Source organism: Leptolyngbya sp. GGD (assembly GCF_026735145.1).
Lineage (GTDB): Bacteria > Cyanobacteriota > Cyanobacteriia > Leptolyngbyales > Leptolyngbyaceae > Leptolyngbya > Leptolyngbya boryana.
Genome location: NZ_JAPQKE010000003.1, coordinates 204,658 through 224,217, shown reverse-complemented (window position 1 = coordinate 224,217; position 19,560 = coordinate 204,658). Strand labels below are relative to the sequence as shown.

At 45.8% G+C, this 19,560-nt stretch carries 20 protein-coding genes; 16 read left to right on the top strand and 4 right to left on the bottom strand.

What is annotated here, in order from left to right:
- Nucleotides 1–27: 27 nt before the first annotated feature.
- From mgtE to OU814_RS15940, 9 genes are all read left to right on the top strand, one after another.
- Nucleotides 28–1,380: a magnesium transporter gene (mgtE, locus tag OU814_RS15980; protein ID WP_268184201.1), complete on the top strand. Its 1,353-nt coding sequence runs from the start codon at nucleotides 28–30 to the stop codon at nucleotides 1,378–1,380.
- 284 nt (nucleotides 1,381–1,664) lie between these two features.
- The gene (locus OU814_RS15975; RefSeq protein WP_268184199.1) at nucleotides 1,665–1,895 is read left to right on the top strand and encodes a DUF433 domain-containing protein; all 231 of its coding nucleotides are present in this window, start codon (nucleotides 1,665–1,667) and stop codon (nucleotides 1,893–1,895) included.
- Entirely contained in the window at nucleotides 1,892–2,224 is a 333-nt protein-coding gene (locus tag OU814_RS15970; protein WP_268184197.1) for a DUF5615 family PIN-like protein, read from the top strand. Before OU814_RS15975 ends, OU814_RS15970 begins: the two co-directional genes overlap by 4 nt.
- A gap of 185 nt (nucleotides 2,225–2,409) precedes the next feature.
- On the top strand, nucleotides 2,410–4,926 hold the full coding sequence (locus tag OU814_RS15965) for an nSTAND1 domain-containing NTPase (RefSeq protein ID WP_268184195.1): 2,517 nt from the start codon (nucleotides 2,410–2,412) through the stop codon (nucleotides 4,924–4,926).
- Between the two features lie 6 nt (nucleotides 4,927–4,932).
- Nucleotides 4,933–6,252, top strand: coding sequence for an AAA family ATPase (locus OU814_RS15960; RefSeq protein WP_268184193.1), 1,320 nt, complete (start codon nucleotides 4,933–4,935; stop codon nucleotides 6,250–6,252).
- Between the two features lie 72 nt (nucleotides 6,253–6,324).
- Nucleotides 6,325–7,320, top strand: coding sequence for an aspartate carbamoyltransferase catalytic subunit (locus OU814_RS15955; RefSeq protein ID WP_268184191.1), 996 nt, complete (start codon nucleotides 6,325–6,327; stop codon nucleotides 7,318–7,320).
- A 122-nt stretch (nucleotides 7,321–7,442) separates the two neighbouring features.
- Nucleotides 7,443–8,945, top strand: a complete 1,503-nt coding sequence (gene crtH / locus OU814_RS15950) for a carotenoid isomerase (RefSeq protein WP_017287710.1) — start codon at nucleotides 7,443–7,445, stop codon at nucleotides 8,943–8,945.
- 45 nt (nucleotides 8,946–8,990) lie between these two features.
- Nucleotides 8,991–9,221 carry an Arc family DNA-binding protein gene (locus tag OU814_RS15945; RefSeq protein ID WP_017287709.1) on the top strand — a complete coding sequence of 77 codons (231 nt, stop codon included), beginning with the start codon at nucleotides 8,991–8,993 and terminating at the stop codon, nucleotides 9,219–9,221.
- Complete coding sequence (locus OU814_RS15940; RefSeq protein ID WP_268184188.1) at nucleotides 9,222–9,572, top strand: type II toxin-antitoxin system PemK/MazF family toxin; 351 nt, start codon at nucleotides 9,222–9,224, stop codon at nucleotides 9,570–9,572. It begins immediately after the preceding gene.
- A gap of 116 nt (nucleotides 9,573–9,688) precedes the next feature.
- Here the strand turns inward: OU814_RS15940 and OU814_RS15935 are convergent, their stop codons facing one another.
- Entirely contained in the window at nucleotides 9,689–10,756 is a 1,068-nt protein-coding gene (locus OU814_RS15935; RefSeq protein WP_017287707.1) for a potassium channel family protein, read from the bottom strand.
- Between the two features lie 62 nt (nucleotides 10,757–10,818).
- Nucleotides 10,819–13,683: a methyl-accepting chemotaxis protein gene (locus OU814_RS15930; protein ID WP_190652840.1), complete on the bottom strand. Its 2,865-nt coding sequence runs from the start codon at nucleotides 13,681–13,683 to the stop codon at nucleotides 10,819–10,821.
- 153 nt (nucleotides 13,684–13,836) lie between these two features.
- Here OU814_RS15930 and OU814_RS15925 point away from each other — a divergent pair, with 153 nt between their 5' ends.
- Both OU814_RS15925 and OU814_RS15920 read left to right on the top strand, forming a co-directional pair.
- Nucleotides 13,837–14,406: a hypothetical protein gene (locus OU814_RS15925; RefSeq protein WP_144056187.1), complete on the top strand. Its 570-nt coding sequence runs from the start codon at nucleotides 13,837–13,839 to the stop codon at nucleotides 14,404–14,406.
- A 3-nt stretch (nucleotides 14,407–14,409) separates the two neighbouring features.
- The gene (locus OU814_RS15920; RefSeq protein WP_268184186.1) at nucleotides 14,410–15,366 is read left to right on the top strand and encodes an XdhC family protein; all 957 of its coding nucleotides are present in this window, start codon (nucleotides 14,410–14,412) and stop codon (nucleotides 15,364–15,366) included.
- Between the two features lie 66 nt (nucleotides 15,367–15,432).
- Here the strand turns inward: OU814_RS15920 and OU814_RS15915 are convergent, their stop codons facing one another.
- Entirely contained in the window at nucleotides 15,433–15,690 is a 258-nt protein-coding gene (locus tag OU814_RS15915) for a BrnA antitoxin family protein (protein WP_017287702.1), read from the bottom strand.
- Between the two features lie 2 nt (nucleotides 15,691–15,692).
- Entirely contained in the window at nucleotides 15,693–15,959 is a 267-nt protein-coding gene (locus tag OU814_RS15910) for a BrnT family toxin (protein WP_017287701.1), read from the bottom strand.
- A 170-nt stretch (nucleotides 15,960–16,129) separates the two neighbouring features.
- Here OU814_RS15910 and OU814_RS15905 point away from each other — a divergent pair, with 170 nt between their 5' ends.
- The 5 genes from OU814_RS15905 (at nucleotide 16,130) to cobT (ending at nucleotide 19,533) form a co-directional block, all read left to right on the top strand.
- Nucleotides 16,130–16,708 carry an L-threonylcarbamoyladenylate synthase gene (locus tag OU814_RS15905; protein WP_268184183.1) on the top strand — a complete coding sequence of 193 codons (579 nt, stop codon included), beginning with the start codon at nucleotides 16,130–16,132 and terminating at the stop codon, nucleotides 16,706–16,708.
- Nucleotides 16,709–16,888: 180 nt separating this feature from the next.
- A complete protein-coding gene (locus tag OU814_RS15900; protein WP_017287699.1) occupies nucleotides 16,889–17,242 on the top strand; it encodes a hypothetical protein in 354 nt (117 codons plus the stop codon).
- A gap of 87 nt (nucleotides 17,243–17,329) precedes the next feature.
- Nucleotides 17,330–17,707, top strand: a complete 378-nt coding sequence (locus tag OU814_RS15895) for a hypothetical protein (protein WP_051077856.1) — start codon at nucleotides 17,330–17,332, stop codon at nucleotides 17,705–17,707.
- The gene (locus tag OU814_RS15890) at nucleotides 17,700–18,437 is read left to right on the top strand and encodes a DUF2232 domain-containing protein (protein WP_268184180.1); all 738 of its coding nucleotides are present in this window, start codon (nucleotides 17,700–17,702) and stop codon (nucleotides 18,435–18,437) included. The genes OU814_RS15895 and OU814_RS15890 overlap by 8 nt, the downstream gene beginning before the upstream one ends.
- Nucleotides 18,430–19,533, top strand: coding sequence for a nicotinate mononucleotide-dependent phosphoribosyltransferase CobT (gene cobT, locus OU814_RS15885; protein ID WP_268184177.1), 1,104 nt, complete (start codon nucleotides 18,430–18,432; stop codon nucleotides 19,531–19,533). Before OU814_RS15890 ends, cobT begins: the two co-directional genes overlap by 8 nt.
- The last annotated feature ends 27 nt before the right edge of the window (nucleotides 19,534–19,560 follow it).

Genomic DNA, 19,560 nt, shown 5'->3' with positions numbered 1-19,560 from the left:
CGCGGAAGATTATGGAGGGAAAGTTAGATGCTGACTCAAGACAGTCGAGCAACGCTCGATCGTATCTCGGATCTCAATCGCTTAAAGTTAGAGCTAAACGAACTGCCTGCGATCGATGTAGGCGACTATATTTCTGACCTGGCTCCTGAACAACGAGCCATTACATTTCGCTTATTAAATAAAACTCAGGCAACGGATGTCTTCGAGTATTTGCCACCGGATGTGCGCGAATCGCTGATTGGTTCGCTGCACAATATCCAGGTTTGTCAAATTGTCGAATCGATGCGTCCTGACGATCGCGCAGAATTATTTGATGAATTGCCTGCGGGGATTGTCAAACGGCTTGTTCAACAACTGAGTCCAGAAGAACGGCAAGCGACGGCAACAATTTTGGGGTACGCCGAGGGGACAGCAGGTCGGGTGATGACGACCGAGTATGTCCGCTTGCGAGAAGGACTGACAGTGGGCGAGGCGTTGAGTAAGATTCGACTCGCTGACCGAGATAAGGAAACGATTTACTACGCTTACGTCACGGATAATAACCGCAAGCTGAAGCAGGTGGTTTCGCTGCGACAATTATTATTTTCGATCCCGGATGCCAGAATCGAAGACATTGGCAGCGATCGTGTGATCAAAGCCCGGACTGAAATGCAGCAAGAAGAAGTAGCGCAGTTGATGAAACGCTATGACTTGCTAGCAGTTCCAGTGGTCGATCGCGAAGATCGTCTAGTTGGAATTATCACGGTCGATGATGTCGTCGATATTCTCGAACAAGAAGCAACCGAGGATATCCAAAAACTTGGCGGTGGCGGTGGCGATGAGTCTTCGCTGTCGCTGCCGATCGACAAAATTCGCAATCGGTTGCCTTGGTTGTTGGGGATTATGGCGCTTTATATTGGAGCGTCGAGTGCGATCGCGCCGTTTCAAACGACGATCGCGGCTGTTCCAGTTTTGGCGGTAATTATGCCGTTGTTCTCGAATACGGGTGGAACGGTTGGAATTCAGGCGTTGACGGTGACGATTCGATCGCTCGGCGTTGGAGAAGTATCTTCAAAAGATACGATGAAAATTCTGCGAAAAGAATTGATTGCAGGAGTTGGAACGGCACTGGCATTGGGATTGACGATGTTATTGCTGTCGTTGATTTGGACAAAGCCGGAGGAACGGTGGGTTGGATTTGTAGCGGGCTTTGTGATGGCATCGAATAGTATTGTTGCGGTCACGTTGGGAACGCTGCTGCCGATGGGATTGAAGCGATTGAAACTCGATCCCGCGTTGGTGAGTGGTCCATTGGTGACGACTTTGCTAGATACGATCGGCTTTATTACGTTTCTAACTTTGATTACATTCAGCTTAAATGTTCTCAAACTTCCGACTTGAGTGTGCGAAACGTCAGGTTGATTCTTTCTGTGAATTCCAGAATAACTGTAGTCTGTACCGGGATTGCCATACCAAGCAGTGAGGCTAGGAAAGGGAATTAAGCGATCGTAAATGTGATTTTGTCGCCAAGGGGTTTCATTCAAAAGCGTGGTGAAATGATTATCGCTTCTGCCCCACTCAATGAAATCGCGATAAAGAATTACATCAGAACCGATAATCATTTCACGCAAACAAGGTTGCATCTGTAAAAATTAGAGAATGAAAATAATGATTCAGGTAAAACGATGAGCTATCGAGACATTATTACGATCGAACCAGACAAACGGGGCGGCAAACCTTGCATTCGCCGAATGAGAATTACTGTGTATGATGTTTTGGGTTGGCTGGCGGCGGGGATGTCTCATGCTGAGATTTTAGAAGATTTCCCTGAACTGACAGAACTTGACATCAGAGCTTGTTTAGAATTTGCTGCTGATCGGGATCATCGTCTCATTGCTTCAGTAGGTGCAGCTTGAAACTGCTCTTTGACCAAAACTTGAGTCGGAAGTTAGTCACTCGATTAGCAGACATTTTTCCGAATTCCAGCCATGTTCAGTTTCATGAGTTAGCAGAAGACACAGATACAGAGATCTGGGGATTTGCGAAAGCACATGATTTTTGTATTATGACTCAGGATGCAGATTTTGCTGAACGAAGTCGTCTGTATGGTTCTCCACCTAAAGTAATATGGCTTCGATGCGGAAATGCGCCGACTCAGCAGGTGGAAGCTTTGATTCGTGCTGGGGCAGAAGCGATTCAAGAATTAATTAATAATCCGAATCTGCATTGTCTAGAGTTGCTGTAAGACACGCAAAACCTGAGATTTTTATGAAATTAGAGGAGTGCAATCATAGATTCTATAGATTTTTTCTTGATTCTAAGCAGCTACGAGGTTTGTAAATTCGCTCATAATCAAAATAGAAACCCAAGTAGATCTACGTTCTTATGAGCAAGCTACTGATCAATCCTTACAAAGTTGGTCCTCCTGTAATGGGAACGGATTTTTATGGGCGATCGGAGTTACTCTCTAAGGTTCAAAAAGCCTTGCAAACCTCGAATGTTGTGTTGTTGCAAGGTCAACGGCGGATTGGAAAGACTTCGTTTCTGAAGCAATTATCGGTTTTTCTCAAGAGTGCTGAGGGAATGCAGGCATTTCAGGCTCCCTTAGTTCCTGTGATTTTTGATATTCAGCGGTATGTGCAAGATACTTTGCCGCAGTTTCAGTGGCATCTTGCGGAAGCGATCGCGCGCGAATTGCAATTGACTGCGCCAAGTTTGCCAGAGTGGGAAGCCAATCATGCTCTATTTCAGGATGTTTGGTTGCCTCAGGTTTATGAGAAATTGGGCGATCGTGATTTAGCAATTTTGGTGGATGAGTTTGACAATTTAGAAGGGCAATCGGCTCCACAAGCGATGCAGACTTTGATTCCGTTTTTGGGACAGCTTGTGTCGAGTGAGACTCGATTGAAATGGGTTTTGACATTGGGACGACAGACAGGAAAATTGCCAATTCAGTATGATCCGATCGAAAGTGCTGGACAGAGCATTCGTCTAGGGTTTCTTTCGCATAAAGAGACTCGTGAATTAATTGAAACTCCTGCTACTAACCTACTAACCTATCAACCTGAAGCAATAGATAGAATTTATCAACTTACAAATGGTCAACCGCATTTAACTCAAGCATTGGGGTCAGAGGTTTTTCAGAGAGTAGCTGTGGATCAGGAGCGGGAGTTGGTTGAGGCAGCCGATGTTGATGAAATTGTGCCTCATGTGCTGGAAACGTACAGTAATGCGATCTCAAGCATCGTAAAAGTTCCTCCACTTGAAGAACGGGTTTTGGCAGCAGTTGCACAGTTAGCTAGTGAACATCAATTAATTGATCGCCAAAAAATTGCTAATCTCTTAGTAAGAAGTAATATTCAATTGAGCATTGACGAATTAACAAATACTCTTGAAAGCTTATTGACCTGGGATCTATTACAAAGAAACTCTCAGCACCTCAGAATCTCGGTCAAGATTATAGAACTTTGGATTGCTGAGAACATATTAGTAGAACCCAATCGAGAAGAAAGCGAAGACATCCGACGCTTACAAGCACGCTATAGATATGAGTTTGCAGAGAAAGCAAGGCAAGCAGGAGGCTATGATATTGCAATAAAAGACTATGAAGAAGCATTAAGTTTAATGCCTAATTATCCTGAAGCATTGCAAGGATTAGCAGAGGCGTACCGGTTAGCTGGAAAGTTAGCTGACAGAGTCAAGACTCTGCGGAAGCTACGACAGTATGATAGTAGAATCCAGAATTCTTTGGAAGAAGCTTTATCGATCTATGTTCAACAAACTGAACAGGAAGAGAATTTTTCACTTGCAATTGAATTGTATAGAGAGCAGATCGAATTACGGAGCAGTGATCAAGCGTTTCAAGGGCTTGCTAGATGTTTAGTCAAAGAATTTGACAGTTATGAGAAAGTACTTGAAAAAGCGCCGAAAGACATTCGAGTGCTACAAGCAATCCTGGAGCAATATGAACATGGTAATGACTGGAAGGCTAAGATAGCCACTTTGGAAAAGTTATATGAGAATGATCAATTTTTCTTAGCTGCTCTGACACAAGCTCTGGAAGATAGTTCTTTAATAGCTGAGGAAAGAGGCGATTTTGATCTAGCGATTCAGAACTACAAAAGACTATGTGAAATACAAGATTCTGAAGTTTACCAGAAGAAGCTTGTAATAGATTTGATGAGAAGACTCACAAAGATATTGGAAAAAGAGTTAAGGGATTGTAACAGCACTAATAGAACTTCGCTTTTTATTTCTCAAAGCGAGAGATTGATAGAAGAAATAGAAGTAGAAGAGAAGGCTATTTGGAAAGAATTAGAATTTATAATTGGAATTCCTGAAAATGAGCTTAATCGTTTTCAGGAAACACTGCATTCGTTGAAGAGAATCACTCAAAATATCAAGAACAATATTCTAGAAAATCAAATTCAGCAAATAACAGAAGAGCGGCAAAAAGCATTGGAAGAGCTGGGAAAATTGCGTAAGAGTAGAAGAGAAGAGCAACAAAAATCGAAGACGGAATTGGATGAATTACATGAAAAAAGTTTAAAGGAGCAACAAAAATTAAAAGAGGAATTAAATGAGTTACGTAAAAGAATAAAGCTTGAGTATACAGTTGACAAGCTAAATATTAATGATAAATCTCTCAAGGTAGAAGCTTTGGAAGATTTAGAAGTACAGAAATTAATTGATAGTTTTGTGAGTCGTCAATCCACTCTCATAACCAGTTCTACTTTCTTCTTTCGCTCATTTGTTCCTTTTGTAATTGCAGCTTTTATAGGGGGCACAATTAATATTTTTGATAATCCTATTATAGAATTCACCCTGTTTTTTTCTTTTTTTATCGCAGGCTTCTCATTCTTATGTATGGGAATATTTACTTTTCTCTTCTTATCTTCTAGAAAAACTCTCAAAGTAAAGCTAGCACCTTATATTAAGACTGATTAGGAATTTATGAGTCCAGAAATTAATCCTTTCTTACAAAGCTCAACTTCTCTCGAACAAGCGACGGTTACTCCTCAGAAGAATAGCCGTTTCTTCAGTCCATTAGTAGTAGAGGGAGGGTCTTTAGGAATTTATGGTGAGCGTGGTGTTGGTAAATCTTTGATGCTTAACTATATTGCCAATCCACCGAGAGATTGGAAAGAAGCTTATCTTCAAAATCATATTTCTATCTTTTTTAATTGCCAGGATACAATTATTCCATTAAGTATCAGTAATTTTTGGTTGCAAACCATCAAACAACTTGATCGAAAACTTGAACCTAGTCCTATCAAAGATAAATGTCGAGCTTTACTTACCAGAATTGATGAGGGTAATGAACTTAATCATAATGATTTTCATGAGGTTTTAGATGTTGCAGCAGGAGCAGCAAAACGTATTGTGCTAGTTCTAGATGATTTTGATTGTCTCATCCGTACTAGTCCTGAACACTTTGATAACACCCGTACTTTTCTACAAGGCTTTCGCTCTCTCACGACTCGTGATTCTAATCGCGCAAATCTTGTTGTTGCAACACGCTACTCCTTACAAGAACTCTGTAAACCCCTCACAACTCCTAACTACTCTGCATTTGAGAATGGTTTCACCAATTACCGTCTCCGTAGTTTCAGCGAATCTGAGTTGCTCAAGTTTCTCCAACGAGTTGAACAAACGAATCAACCCCCATTTACGCCTGCTGAAACTCGTTATATTGCTTACTTATCTGGATATCATCCCCGCCTTATCCAAATTGCTGCTGCTGAACTCTTTGACCAACGTTTTGACATACAACTTCCCTTGAGTGACCCAAGTTCTATTGGAGAGCGATTTAAATCTGAAGCAAGACCAATTTTAGAAGGCTTATGGCAAGGAACTAGCGAAATTGAAAAATTGCTTCTCATGCTGATTACCTTGCAAAAATTGGAAGGTAAAGTTACAGGTGCACGATATGAATTGCGAGATTTGCCAGATTTTTTGGAAACAAAGGATCGAGAAATCAACGAATTAACTGAACGCGGTCTTCTCATTCGGACGCAGGACAACCCGCCGACTTGGGATCTCTTCTCACCGATCTTTCAATGGTGGATTCTTAAGGAGATTGAATCCAGTGACCCAGAACAATTGAACGATCGACGTAAAGTTTGGGGTGAGCTTGTAACTCAGAAACGTGCCGATCAAATGGGTGAGTTAGTGAAATGGGTCAAGCAGAATCCGGAGTCGCTGAAACAGTTATGGGACTTCGTTATGCAAATGGCAACCACTGGAGGATTTCCAAAGCTTCCCGGAACTTGAATGATTAAAACTTGTGCTGATGACTCCATTCTGCGGTATGAATAATGAGCTATGCGCTCATCGAATCATTATATGAGTTGGAATCGTCGCCACGTTTTATCGCTTGCTGATTTTTCGCCTGCGGAATATGACACCGTTTTGCAGACGGCAAGTAGTTTTCGAGAAGTGTTGACTCGTCGCACTAAAAAGGTTCCGACGCTGCAAGGTCAAGTTGTAGCAAATTTGTTTTTTGAACCTTCGACTCGAACCCGCAGCAGTTTTGAACTCGCAGCGAAACGGTTGTCAGCCGATACATTGAACTTTGCCGCGAGTACTTCTTCGATCACCAAAGGAGAAACCATTCTAGATACAGCTAAAACATATTTAGCAATGGGAACGGACATGATGGTGATTCGACATAAAGAAGCCGGAGTGCCACAAGCGATCGCTGATGAAATGGATCGCTTAAATGTCAAAGTCGGAGTGCTTAATGCAGGTGATGGGCAACATGAGCATCCGTCTCAAGCGTTGCTTGATCTGTTTACGATTTGTTCGTTGATGGATGTTGAAAAACCGCGATCGACGTTACTCGAAGGCAAAAAAATTGCGATCGTGGGCGATATCTTGCATTCGCGGGTGGCTCGATCCAACATTTGGAGCTTGACTGCTAGTGGAGCAGAAGTTCACTTAGCTGCGCCCCCGACATTGCTGCCAAAAGAGTTCGCGGATTTTGTTAAAACAAGCAATCCAGAAATTTCTCGAAAATTGTTCATTCATTGGACATTAGAGCCTGCGCTAATTGATGCAGATTTTGTCATGACATTGCGCTTGCAAAAAGAACGAATGACCAGCCATCTGTTGCCGAGTTTGCGTGAGTATCATCAACAATTCGGGATCACGCGCGATCGCTTAAAGCTGTGTAATCCAGACGTGAGAGTGCTGCATCCCGGCCCGGTGAATCGAGGCGTTGAGATCAGTTCGGATTTGATGGATGATCCGGTGCTGAGTTTGATTTCGCAGCAAGTGACAAGTGGGGTCGCGGTGCGGATGGCATTGTTGTATTTGATGGGAGGAGGCAAAGTTGGATAGAGAAGTGGGGAGTAGAGAGTCGTTGATCGCCCTATCTCCCCACTCCCTATCTCCCCACTCCCCACTTCGTCCCCAAATCCCTATACACTAAGAACTGTAAAGTTGAGCGATCGCTAAATTTCATGAGTTCTACCGACTACGACGTAATTGTGATTGGGTCTGGCATTGGCGGATTAGTCACCGCTTCCCAACTCGCGGCAAAAGGAGCAAATGTTTTAGTCTTAGAACGGTATTTGATTCCTGGTGGGAGTGCTGGCTATTTCGATCGCGACAGTGGCTATCGCTTTGATGTCGGTGCATCAATGATTTTTGGATTTGGCGATAAAGGCACAACCAATTTACTGACTCGGGCATTGGATGGGGTCGGAATGTCGATCGAAACAATTCCTGATCCGGTACAAGTTCACTATCATTTGCCCGATGGGTTAGATCTCAAAGTTCACAAAGACTATGAGAAGTTTCTCCAAGAATTGATCGCTTACTTTCCCCATGAAGAGAAAGGCATTCGGCAGTTTTATGATGAATGCTGGAAAGTGTTTAACTGTCTCAATGTGATGGAGCTACTCTCGCTTGAGGAATTGGGATACTTGACGCGAGTGTTTTTCCAGCATCCTTTTGCTTGTTTAGGATTAGTCAAATATTTGCCGCAAAATGCTGGAGATATTGCACGTCGATACATTCACGATCCGCAATTGCTGAAGTTCATCGATGCAGAGTGCTATATCTGGTCAGTTGTGCCAGCCGATCGTACGCCGATGATCAATGCGGGCATGGTGTTTAGCGATCGCCATTACGGCGGAATTAACTATCCCAAAGGTGGCGTTGGACAAATCGCGCAGAAGCTAGTTGAAGGGTTAGAAAAGGCGGGTAGTCAGATTAAATACAAGACGCGCGTCACAGAAATTTTGATTGAAAACAATCGCGCAGTCGGCGTGAAACTCGCATCCGGTGAAACATTGCGAGCCAAGAGAGTGGTTTCAAATGCAACACGATGGGATACGTTTGAAAAGTTACTTCCTGCATCGCAAAAGCCCAACTCAGAAACAAAATGGCAACAACGCTATCAACAATCTCCTAGTTTCTTAAGTTTGCATTTAGGAGTCAAAGCTGAAGCATTGCCTGCGGATGTAGAATGTCATCACATTTTGCTGGAAACTTGGGATGAAATGGAAGCCGAACAAGGCACAATCTTTGTCTCGATTCCAACCTTGCTTGATCCGAGCTTAGCGCCTGAAGGACATCATATTGTGCATACCTTTACGCCCAGTTGGATGCAGGAATGGGAGAATCTTTCACCCAGTGAATATAAGGCGAAAAAAGAGGCAGCAGCGAATCGATTAATCGATCGCTTAACTCAACTTTTCCCGAATTTAATTCAGGGCTTAGATTACCAAGAAGTCGGAACCCCAAGAACGCATCGACGATTTTTAGGACGGGAGAATGGCACCTATGGTCCGATTCCTGCACGGAAATTGCCTGGATTGCTTGGAATGCCGTTTAATCGAACTGCGATCGCCAATCTTTATTGCGTGGGAGATAGTACATTTCCGGGACAAGGCTTAAATGCAGTCGCGTTTTCGGGCTTTGCTTGCGCGCATCGAGTTGCAGTCGATTTGGGGCTTTAATCCTAAGTCATAATGTAAACAATCGTCTTCATTATTAGTGATGTCATGAATGCTTCAGACACAATTAGTACAGAAGTGACGTTGCCGATCAACTTATATCAAGCGATCGCGCATCGGGCACAGGGACAAGGAAAATCTGTCAATAGCGAAATTGTCTCACTGCTTGCTTCCTTGATCGACGATTCATCTCTCGCACAAGAATTTGCGGATTGGGAAGCTGCAAGCGATGAGGATTGGATCAATTTAGACGCAACACTGGCATCTCAGGAGAACTAGATGGCAAGAGGAGACATTCTCCTGGTCAGTCTGCCAGATTCAGATAAGCGAGAAGAAAAAGGCAACCGACCTGCGATCGCAGTACAGACCGATCTTGGAAACTCCCCAATGTTGATGGTTATCCCCATTACATCTTCGTTGGGAGCGCTCCGTTTCTCATTTACGGTAGAAATCAAGCCGTCGAAGCAGAATGGGTTGACCTTACCGTCAGTCGCAATGGTTTTCCAAATGCGGGCAATCGATCGAAAACGCATCATCCGCAAGATTGGACAGCTAGAGTCAGAATATCTGGTGCAAGTTGATGCAGCAATTTGGCAGATGTTGAAGCCTGTACAACCTGATGAATCTTGAACCGCGATCGCGAATCTTTACTGTGTAGGAGATAGCACATTTCCGGGACAAGGTTTAAATGCAGTGGCATTCTCGGGGTTTGCTTGTGCGCATCGAGTTGCTGTTGATTTGGGGCTTTAGCCTTTCCAGACTCGCGATGAGCCGCGATACCGCATTTTTCGACGCGCACCTAAGTTCCGCATTACATGCGGCATATCCACTTGATGACCTAAGATAATCACGGCATCGCCTTCATGCAAGAAAGTAGACTGAGACGGATGCGTCACCGTTGTCCCGTCCGCTCGTCGCAGCGCCACAATAATCATCGTGCCTTTGCCCCGAAGTTCAATATCCCCGATCGTCGCTCCAATTAGTCCAGACGCTGAATCAATCAGCAATTCATCGACTTGAATATCGAGTTGTCCTAGCAACTCATTCAACGTCGCGCGCTCATCGCCTTGGCTGAAGAAATCGAGTGTCGCTGGATGAGTGATCATATGTGCCATACGGAACGCACTAATTGAAGCCGGAAGCACCACTTGATCCGCGCCTGCTAAACGTAATTTCTTTTCAGTTGAAGGCAATTCACCCCGCGACACAATCATTAATTTGGGATTCAGTTCACGAGCTGTCAACGTAATGAAAACGTTTGCCGCATCATCTGGGAGAACGGTTGTTAGAGCTCTTGCTCGATCGATACCCACTTGATACAGCACAGTGTCATCGGTTGCATTGCCGGTGTAGACCAAATACCCTAACGTTTCGGCTTGCTCAATCCGCTCAGCATTGTTATCAATCACCACAAACGGAACGAGCGAGTCTGTCAGTCTTTTTGCCAGAATTTGACCCATACGCCCAAAGCCGCAAATAATCACATGGTCTTTCAAACCTTCGATCGTGCGCGTCATACGTCGTTTTCCTAAAAGCTGGTTGATTTCGCCTTCTGTAATCATCTGCACAAATCCTCCAACCGCATATACAGCTGAAGATGTGCCACTAATAATCACCAAAATGGTAAAGACCTTCAGAGCGGGTGTATTAATCGGTTGCACTTCCCCGAAGCCCACCCCAAACACCGTAATCACAACCATATAGATCGCATCGAGCGGCGACCAGCCCGCTAAAATATAGCCGCCTGTTGCCGCCAAAACTGTGATGAGAAAGAAGATGACTCCCGTGAGAATTCGCCTGAGTGGGGATTGCATGATGACGATTCAACAAGATTGGATGCTTATCTTCGCAGATCGATCGCGCTTTTGAATGTTCGCTATATATCTGCTCGATCGCCTGCCTGGATTTTAAACATTTCCACTGAGGATTGCAGTTCTTCAGCTACACCAACCGTTTGCCGCAATGCATCTGAAACTCGCAGCGAAGAATCAGATGTGCGATTTGACACTTCGGCAACTTCTTGAATCAAGCTCGTGACTGAGCGAGAAGTCATCGCTTGAGCTGCCATCGTTTCCGAAATCGATTTCACGAGCTGATCCATCTGTTGAGAGACTTGAACCACATGCAGCAAGCTCTGCTTCGCATTGCGGGCAGAATGAGCGCTTTCGACGGCTTGAGTTGCACCATGCGTCATCGTGCTTACAACTTCACCCGTTTGCTGCTGGATCGTTTCAATAATGGCAGCAATTTCGCGAGTTGCATTTGCTGATCGAGAGGCTAATTCTGCAATTTCATTTGCCACAATGCTGAATCCTCGTCCGTGTTCGCCAGCGCGAGTTGCTTCAATACTGGCATTAATGGCGAGTAAATCCGTTTGAGTTGCTAAATCATTAATCAGCGATACGACTCGTCCAATGTGTTGAGACGATTCGCCGAGTTGTTTGACTTTGCGCGTCGCATCTTCAACGGTTGCTCTGAGGCTGTAAATGCTGGTCACGGTTGAATCCATGATCGTTTCGCCAGATTCAGCCGCGATCGCAGCTTGTTCGGCAGAGATCGCTGCTTTTTGCGCCCGTTCTGCTACAGCTTGCATGGCTTGCGTCATTTGCTCAACCGAATCTAACGTCCGAATTGTTTCCTGAGCTTGCTGTCTCGCTTGCACGGCAAGCTGTTCGACTTCGCCTTCGTTTTGGCTGAGCAGGTCATTCACTTGTGCAGACGATTGTTTGACTTTGACAACGATCGTGCGGAGATTTTCGACGATCGCATTAAAGAAGTCTGCGACGATACCTAAATCACCAGCATTCGTATTGGCATGCACGGTCAAATCTCCGGCGGAAACGTTTTGCACTTCGCCTAAGAGTTGAATGATTTGCCGCTGTAAGGAATCTTTGCGAGTTTCGGCATCTTGTAGCGCGCGTTGGTGCTCTTGAAGCAGATTTGCTTGATCGAGCGCGTAACCGATTTGTGTCACCAGTTGAGACAGGAAATTGACCTCAGATTGTTGCCACTTGTGCGGGGAATTACACATCTGAGCACACACTAATCCTGTAACTTGCTCATTCTGCTTGAGCGGGACGATCAGTTCAGCTTTTGTATTCAGGGTTGCGGCTTGCTGTCTGTACGTATCGTTGGGTTCTGCAGCTGAGTTCTGAATCACCCAAGGTGACTGGAACTGATATTGCTCAATGCGTTGCAGTCCTAGGGGATCTTGAATGGATTGATGGATGACACTAAAGCTTTCATTGCCGATCGATTCATTCGAGATCAGCGCATCAAGCGTTTCCGGATTTTGGAATTGATACACAATCACACGATCGAGCTTGAGAAAATTCCGAGTTTCAGTGATTGCCGTTTGCAAAATCTGAGCAGCATTCAACGATCGCCGCATTCGCACCGTAATCTCGCTCAAGGCTCTTGCTTCTCGGGTCTGTTCTTCTTGACGCGAAACTTCCGTTTCGAGCGCACTTTCCGAAGACCGAATGCTATCCGCCATGTGATTAAACGCCATCGCCAGTTTCCCGACTTCATCTTTCGCATAGATTTCGGCTCGGACTGTGCGATCCCCGTCCGCAAATGCTTCTGTCGTTTGCTGAAGGTTCTGAATCGGTTTAACGACCATCCGACGGAACAGAGCCGTCCAAGCCACGATCGTCACGAATGCCAGCGCAAACGCCATGCCTTGTTGCTGCATACTCTCCCAGAGCAATTGATTCAAAGCGCCTTCAGGAGTTCCCCGGACAATCAGCGCAGTGGGTTGATCCGCATTGATGCGAACGGCTCGCTCTGGGGTTTCGATAATTCGATTTGGCAAAGCTTTGACCGCGACGGTATGCATTTGTCCATTAATCTCAAGTCGTTGAGTCACAGTTTCTCCGTTGGCCGCGATCGCGGATTGGAGAATCGCAGGATCAGCCAGTGCGACATCAATTTGAGACTGTTGGGAATCGTCTTTTGTGAGTGAGGTAGCTAAGCTAAAGTTGCCATCTGCGCGGCGTAGATAAATCGCACTATAGCCGCCACCAAATGAATTGAGGGTATTTTCAACGATCGGGAGTTTGCGATTGGCAATGTCTCCAAAAATCAGCACGCCGAGAACGTTCTCGTTGTCCGGATCACGAACAGGCGTGACGACATAGCGAATTAAAGCATCTTGAGGTTTGAATCCGTCTGGAAGCGGTGGAGCTTCTTTGCTGAGTTCGTCTCCACTGACGATTTCGTTGGCTTTGATTTGATTGCCGTCTTTGAGAACTTGCTGAATCAGGGCGACGAGTTTGGGTGAAGTGATCGTTTCCTTCGATCGCGAATTATTGGCACTGGCAATGATGCGTAAATCCTTGCCAACGAGCGTGGCATATTCCATGCGGCGGGCTTTGACTTCGTTTTGCAAAATCTTTTGCAAGTCCGCAGGTGGAGCTTGATTGTTTTGATGATTTTTAGTCGCTGCGATCACGGCGGAATTGTCAGATTGACCCCGAGAGCCAAATCCCATCTGATTGACTTTGATGTTGTAGTTCGTTTCCGTGACCGCGAGTTCGGATTTGGCTTGAGACAGCAGTTGAGTTCTCAAACTGTTGGTGAGCACGAAGGTCGAGCCAATCCCAAATCCCACCATGGGAATGAATTCACACAGCGTTAAGGCGAGAAGTTGTTTGCGCCCGATCGGTAAGTTGTAGAACCAGTTGATCCAAGCAGGACGAGATTTTGGAGATTGAGAACTAGGACGGCGACTGTCTAACATAGGTGCGAGTATTTCGGCAATTGAATATTAAAGGAGATCTGGGTATTTTGAGTGTGTTTTTTGCACTGAGTTTTTCCGTATGGAAAACTTTGAATGCATCAGGATTCGCTGAATTTTATGCTGTAGCATTCGGTGTTGTCTTGCTCGCCATCTATGAAACGCAATCTGATTATTCTGAGTGTCGGATTTTCTCTACTGTGTAATTTCAATACTTCTGCACACGCAGTTCCGGGTAATTCTGTGCAAACCGTGAAAAATTGGGCGAAACAACATTCGCTTTTATCGCCGTTAGGTCGAGGGATTGCAGAGTTAAGTGGGTTGCCCTTCTATACGAGTCAAGCCACGCTATCTAATGGTACGGTTGTGTTTTCGATGAGTCCGGATCGTCAAGATAAAATTTCGCAAAGAGAAACAATCGCATTCGCTACGGCTGAGCCGTTTGCTGGATTTACTCGGCAAAATTTGGATTTGATTCGCCGGATTTATAGCAGTGCGATCGCCAATGATTTTCGCGCCTCGCAATATATTGCGAAGGTTGACTATCATTCAGTAGAAAATCGATATTTTCGCGGCAAGCAGTTTGGATATCGCACGACTGCCTTCAAAGAAGCAAATGACGGGCGAAAGTTTTATCATTTCACGATACTGCCTCTAGAAAGCTTGAATGGTACGATTCAAGGCGATCGCCAATGCCGTCAACAAAGTCAATTTGGATGTGAATAGTCCATGTTCGATCGCCAATTTGCGCAAGTTCTAGAAACCATGCCTGCGGTACTCGCAACCGTGATTCAAACCCAAGGTTCTGTTCCGCGTGAAGTGGGTGCAAAGATGCTGATTTGTGCAGATGGTCGCATTTTGGGAACGATTGGGGGCGGTGCAGGGGAAGCGAAAGTGATTCAGCAAGCTCGCGCCATTCTCGAAACAGGTCGTAAACAATGGGTTGAGATCGATCTCACAGGTGCGCCAAACCGAGAAACCCAAGGAATTTGCGGCGGCACAATGCGAGTTTGGTTAGAACGCTGGCAAGGTGAGCGATCGCTTTCTCTAGTTCGTCAAATGATGACGATGCTGGAATCGGGACAAACAGTATCGATCGTGACTCCTTTTGACGATCGCTTTCCTTATTTGTCGCAAGACTGCCCGGAGCAAGCCTTTATCGAAACGCTGCACCCTGCACCAACGCTGCTGATTGTCGGAGCGGGTCACTGCGGTATTCAGTTGGCAAAGGTTGCAGATTTGGTTGGATTTCAGGTAATCGTGCAAGACGATCGAGCAGAGTGGGCAAATGCAGAGTTGTATCCGCAGGCAAGAGTTGCTCATTGTGCGATCGACGAAGTTGTCGATGAACTTGCGAATCACACGGAACTCTATGCAGCTTTAGTAACACGCGGTTATCAGTACGACCTTACTGCATTACAAGCTTTATTGAATCGAAAATTGCCTTGCCGCTATTTGGGCATGATCGGCAGCGAGAAGCGAGTGAGAAAGGTTTATCAGACGTTAGAGATTGACCCGGAGAAATTACGATCGATTTACGCACCGATTGGATTAGAGATTGGAGCCTTAACGCCAGAAGAAATTGCAGTGAGTATCTGTGCAGAGTTGATTATGGTGCGACGGGGAGGAACAGGTCGATCGCTGTCAGAAAGATTGAGAACGGCAAACAGCAGCAGCGGCAGATAGCCTTAAACTCAGCATCAGTATCTTTCGTCTGTCCGCCACCGCGAACGATTAACCCTCAGTAAAACCTCACTGCTCAATACGCTCTAATTCTTCACGAACAACTCTACGTAGGGTTTCTTCTAAAGGCTCATGGCTCTGTTGAATGTGCTGGCGTAAAGCTTCGTTAATCATTGTTTGATAATTCCCTCCGCCTGCACTGTGAGCTTGTTCACGAAACCATGTTAAAACCTCGTCATCTAATCGAATGGTGATCCGAGTTTTTCCTGCTGGTGTTGGGTCGATCGCCCCTCGTTTCCCCTGGCTAAAATCGTATTCAGCTTCCATAATTATCCTTCCTCATACTGCTGCCGTTCTTGCCGAGTCGCTCTGCGAGCCGAGATAACCCGGATTTCATCGTCCCGCAAGGTGTAGACAACCACCAAAACTCTTCCAAATGCATCGACACCGATCGTGACAAATCGCTCTTCGTCAAACCGCTCATCTGGAATAGTGATTGCCAGATCATCCGAGAAAACGGATACTGCATCAGCGAAGTCAATACCATGCTTGCGAAGATTGGCTGCTGCCTTGTCTCTATTCCATTGGTAAACCATCTCAATTATAGTATGCACACTTGTACATACTACTAGGGGCTTAGCTCTATTACCTCTGCTGACTTGGGAAATTAAGCATCCCAAGTTGTATTAAATTGATTTTTCAGCGCTTGGGATCTTCCCAAACATGCAACTCTATCCAAGAGCCACATTCATTCCAACTTTCTTTTATGCCTCAAGTCTCCCTAGCGGCCCTAGTTACCTCCGTTCGGGCTGGAACTCATCTTGCTAGCTTCCCGACCGATACCGTCCCTGCACTCGCTGCCAAACCCGATCGAGCCGATCTCATCTTCACCGCTAAACAACGCAGTCTCGACAAACCGCTGATTCTGATGGCAAGTGAGATCGACGAACTCTGGCAATACGTCAAAGGCAGCGATCGAGAACTTGAAATCTGGAACGAAACTGCCCAAAAATATTTACCCGGAGCTTTAACGCTTGTTTTACCATCGAGCGATCGTGTTCCAGCCACAATGAATCCCACTGATCCCACGACGATCGGCGTAAGGGTTCCAAATCATACGCTGGCGCGACAGATTTTGGCACAAACTGGGGCATTAGCGACAACAAGCGCTAATCGTTCTGGACAGCCCGCTTTACTGTCAATGGATGCGATCGCAACCGAATTTCCAGACGTGCTTATGTTGCCGATTGAATCAGCAGAACCTTTATCTGGCACACCTTCAACTGTGGTGAAATGGACAGGAGAAGACTGGGCAGTCTTGAGACAAGGGGCAGTCAAACTGTGACGATCGCACAATGATGCGGCTGAGATTCGACTGAACTGCACATGACAAAAGACCGATTGAGGTTCTACCTATTTCTCGATACAGTAGATCCACGCATTCTGCTTATTTCTCAACTCAGACTTGACTTCAGGGCGTTTGATCTCAGGGTTTACTCTCACAGCCTTTCAGCCTGATTGTCTTATGTTAAACGTGTCACCCGCGGATCATGACTCGATCGACGAGACTCCGCTTCATGAAAGTCCCTCTCTGCCGCCGATTCGATCTCTGGAGCGTCTCAGCCTTGATCCGCCTCCTGTCAATCCGTGGCGCTATGTTAAGACGGTCAATCGGCGGCGCTATCGAGCAGAGCCGTTTGATCATGCTGCCCCGATTTCGCCTTTGCGCGATCAAGATCTCGCCATTATGTCAAGTTGGTTCGATCGCATTGACATGAACGAAGTTGAACGGGATATCGACTATCATTTGGCACTGCTCTACCCAGAGCCACCGTGGGAAGATAGCCTCGATCTCAACTTCTTGCAAGACCACCTTTGACACAGAATTTCATAAAGTTTAGTTGAAAAATGCGGCATTCTTTGAAGTCCGATGCGACTATTGAGAGGCTTGCAACCCTTTAAGAAAATGCTGGATTTAAACTTACTATTTGAACTCTCTAGAGCAAATTGTGTCGGGATTTGCGCGGTGCTGGTTCCCACCAATTTGTTGCTCACTGGTTTGACCTTGACGCTGACAGGTCTAGGTCGCCCCACTCGCCAAGTTTTAATTGCTGCTGGTTTTGCATCGCTATTTTCAGGGGTCATGGTGTTGCATGTGCTCACCTGGTTTTTAGTGGGTGTCGTGATGATGCCGACTTATATTTTGTTGAGTCTTGGCAGTCTCTGTCTGATCACGAATTTGGTTGCGGTTTTCCAACGAAAACAGGTTGAAAGCTTCCTGCGATCGCTGGTGAGAATTTGCACTAAAGTAGATCAGCCCGCCAGTATCAAATTCAATGACTGATTTGCCAAACGATCGAATTGATCCGACTGAACTCGATGAAGAATGGATACCGGACAGCGATCCAACCCCTCACGATATTGAGGATCGCCGTCCGGTTCGTCGTCAAGTCGATCCGGATAGTCCGATCATTATGGTCGAAACTGCATTTATGGCGAGTGCTGCCAGTTTGGTCTGGCTAGTAAATACCTATTTCCCAATGGGTCCGATTTTGCAGATCTTTTTCCCCATTCCGATCGCGTTAATTTATCTACGTTGGGGAAGTCGGGCAGCTTGGATGGGATGCGCGATCGCAGCTTTATTACTCTCAGTTTTATTGGCTCCGGTCAGAAGTATTCAATATGTAATGCCCTATGGATTTTTGGGCGTTTTACTGGGTGCGCTGTGGTATCGCCGGGTGACTTGGTATGTCTCGATTCCGCTCGGCACGCTGCTCGGCGTATTGGGATCGTTTTTCCGAATTTGGTTAGTTTCGCTGCTGCTCGGTGATGATCTGTGGCTTTACAGTACGGCTCAGATTACGAACTTTCTCGATTGGATTTTTACGCTAGTAGGCTTGATGATTCAGCCTTCTTTAGTCTTGGTGCAGGCGTTTGTATTTGTATCTATTCTGCTGGTGAATACGATCTATCTCTCTGTGGTTCATCTCGTCGCATGGCTGTTATTGGATCGCTTAGACTCTCCTATTCCTCGTCCGCCGAACTGGGTTCAAGTGCTATTTGACAATGATTGATGCGCTCGCGATTTATACAGAAGTCGATCGAGCAAAGGCTTGGATCGCTCGGAATCAGGGGAAAAAGCCTCATTTTGCTTGCATTTTAGGATTTACGGACACGGGGTTAATTCCGGGAATTTCTGCTGCGGGTGCAACGCCGCACGATCGTCAATTTACTGCGATCGCAGATGCCGAATTTCTGGTGAATGGCATTCAACCGAATCCTGAATTTCCGCTGCCACCTTTACATGTGGGAATTTCTCCCGTTTTTATTTCTCGCGCAGTGATTGAGGCTTTGAAGATTCCGGTGACTGTTTTGAATGCGGGATTACCGCGATCGCCTGCAATTCTAGCCGTAGATTTAGGCGGTGCTCCTGCTCGATGTGTGAGTACTGGAAACGCGATCGATCTGCAAATAGTGCATCACTTATTCAACCAAGGCTTGAAATGGGGCGAAAAGCTAGCACAAAGTGCAGACTATCTAGTTTTAGGAGAATGTGTCGTCGGTGGCACAACGACGGCTCTCGCTGTGCTGACGGGCTTAGGAATCGATGCGATCGGAAAAATCAACAGCAGTCACCCAGTTTGCAATCACACGCAGAAATGGGAACTCGTGCAGCAAGGACTGAGACAATCACACTGTAATCAGGTTGGTGATCCGTTTGCAGTCGTTGCTGCAGTTGGTGATCCGATGCAAATTGTCGTAGCAGGTATGACGATCGCAGCCAGCCGAATCTGTGGCGTATTGCTGGCAGGGGGCACACAGATGTTAGCCGTTTATGCGTTAGCAGAAGCAATTGTGCAGACCAAAGCGATCGCGTGGAATCCAGAGCAAATTCTCATCGGCACAACGCGCTGGGTTGCAGAAGATCCAACCGGGGATACCGTTGGGCTGGCGAAAACTTTGCAAAATGTTTCTCTAATTGCGACTCGATTAAGCTTTGCAGAGTCGCGATGGAAAGCCCTGCAAATGTATGAACAAGGCTTTGTCAAAGAAGGTGTAGGAGCGGGTGGATGCGCGATCGCAGCAACGGTCTTCCAGAGCTGGGGACAGGCTGAATTATTAGCCGCGATCGAACACCTTATTGAACAGAGAAACCAACAGATTGAATAGAGCCAATCTATTCGATTGAGTTATGAA

Bases quoted from the DNA above. Each gene is read 5' to 3' on its own strand.
- mgtE (WP_268184201.1), top strand. From the start codon at position 28: ATGCTGACTCAAGACAGTCGAGCAACGCTCGATCGTATCTCGGATCTC.
- OU814_RS15975 (WP_268184199.1), top strand. From the start codon at position 1,665: ATGAGCTATCGAGACATTATTACGATCGAACCAGACAAACGGGGCGGC.
- OU814_RS15965 (WP_268184195.1), top strand. From the start codon at position 2,410: ATGGGAACGGATTTTTATGGGCGATCGGAGTTACTCTCTAAGGTTCAA.
- OU814_RS15960 (WP_268184193.1), top strand. From the start codon at position 4,933: ATGAGTCCAGAAATTAATCCTTTCTTACAAAGCTCAACTTCTCTCGAA.
- OU814_RS15955 (WP_268184191.1), top strand. From the start codon at position 6,325: ATGAGTTGGAATCGTCGCCACGTTTTATCGCTTGCTGATTTTTCGCCT.
- crtH (WP_017287710.1), top strand. From the start codon at position 7,443: ATGAGTTCTACCGACTACGACGTAATTGTGATTGGGTCTGGCATTGGC.
- OU814_RS15945 (WP_017287709.1), top strand. From the start codon at position 8,991: ATGAATGCTTCAGACACAATTAGTACAGAAGTGACGTTGCCGATCAAC.
- OU814_RS15940 (WP_268184188.1), top strand. From the start codon at position 9,222: ATGGCAAGAGGAGACATTCTCCTGGTCAGTCTGCCAGATTCAGATAAG.
- OU814_RS15935 (WP_017287707.1), bottom strand. From the start codon at position 10,756: ATGCAATCCCCACTCAGGCGAATTCTCACGGGAGTCATCTTCTTTCTC.
- OU814_RS15930 (WP_190652840.1), bottom strand. From the start codon at position 13,683: ATGTTAGACAGTCGCCGTCCTAGTTCTCAATCTCCAAAATCTCGTCCT.
- OU814_RS15925 (WP_144056187.1), top strand. From the start codon at position 13,837: ATGAAACGCAATCTGATTATTCTGAGTGTCGGATTTTCTCTACTGTGT.
- OU814_RS15920 (WP_268184186.1), top strand. From the start codon at position 14,410: ATGTTCGATCGCCAATTTGCGCAAGTTCTAGAAACCATGCCTGCGGTA.
- OU814_RS15915 (WP_017287702.1), bottom strand. From the start codon at position 15,690: ATGGAAGCTGAATACGATTTTAGCCAGGGGAAACGAGGGGCGATCGAC.
- OU814_RS15910 (WP_017287701.1), bottom strand. From the start codon at position 15,959: ATGGTTTACCAATGGAATAGAGACAAGGCAGCAGCCAATCTTCGCAAG.
- OU814_RS15905 (WP_268184183.1), top strand. From the start codon at position 16,130: ATGCCTCAAGTCTCCCTAGCGGCCCTAGTTACCTCCGTTCGGGCTGGA.
- OU814_RS15900 (WP_017287699.1), top strand. From the start codon at position 16,889: ATGTTAAACGTGTCACCCGCGGATCATGACTCGATCGACGAGACTCCG.
- OU814_RS15895 (WP_051077856.1), top strand. From the start codon at position 17,330: ATGCTGGATTTAAACTTACTATTTGAACTCTCTAGAGCAAATTGTGTC.
- OU814_RS15890 (WP_268184180.1), top strand. From the start codon at position 17,700: ATGACTGATTTGCCAAACGATCGAATTGATCCGACTGAACTCGATGAA.
- cobT (WP_268184177.1), top strand. From the start codon at position 18,430: ATGATTGATGCGCTCGCGATTTATACAGAAGTCGATCGAGCAAAGGCT.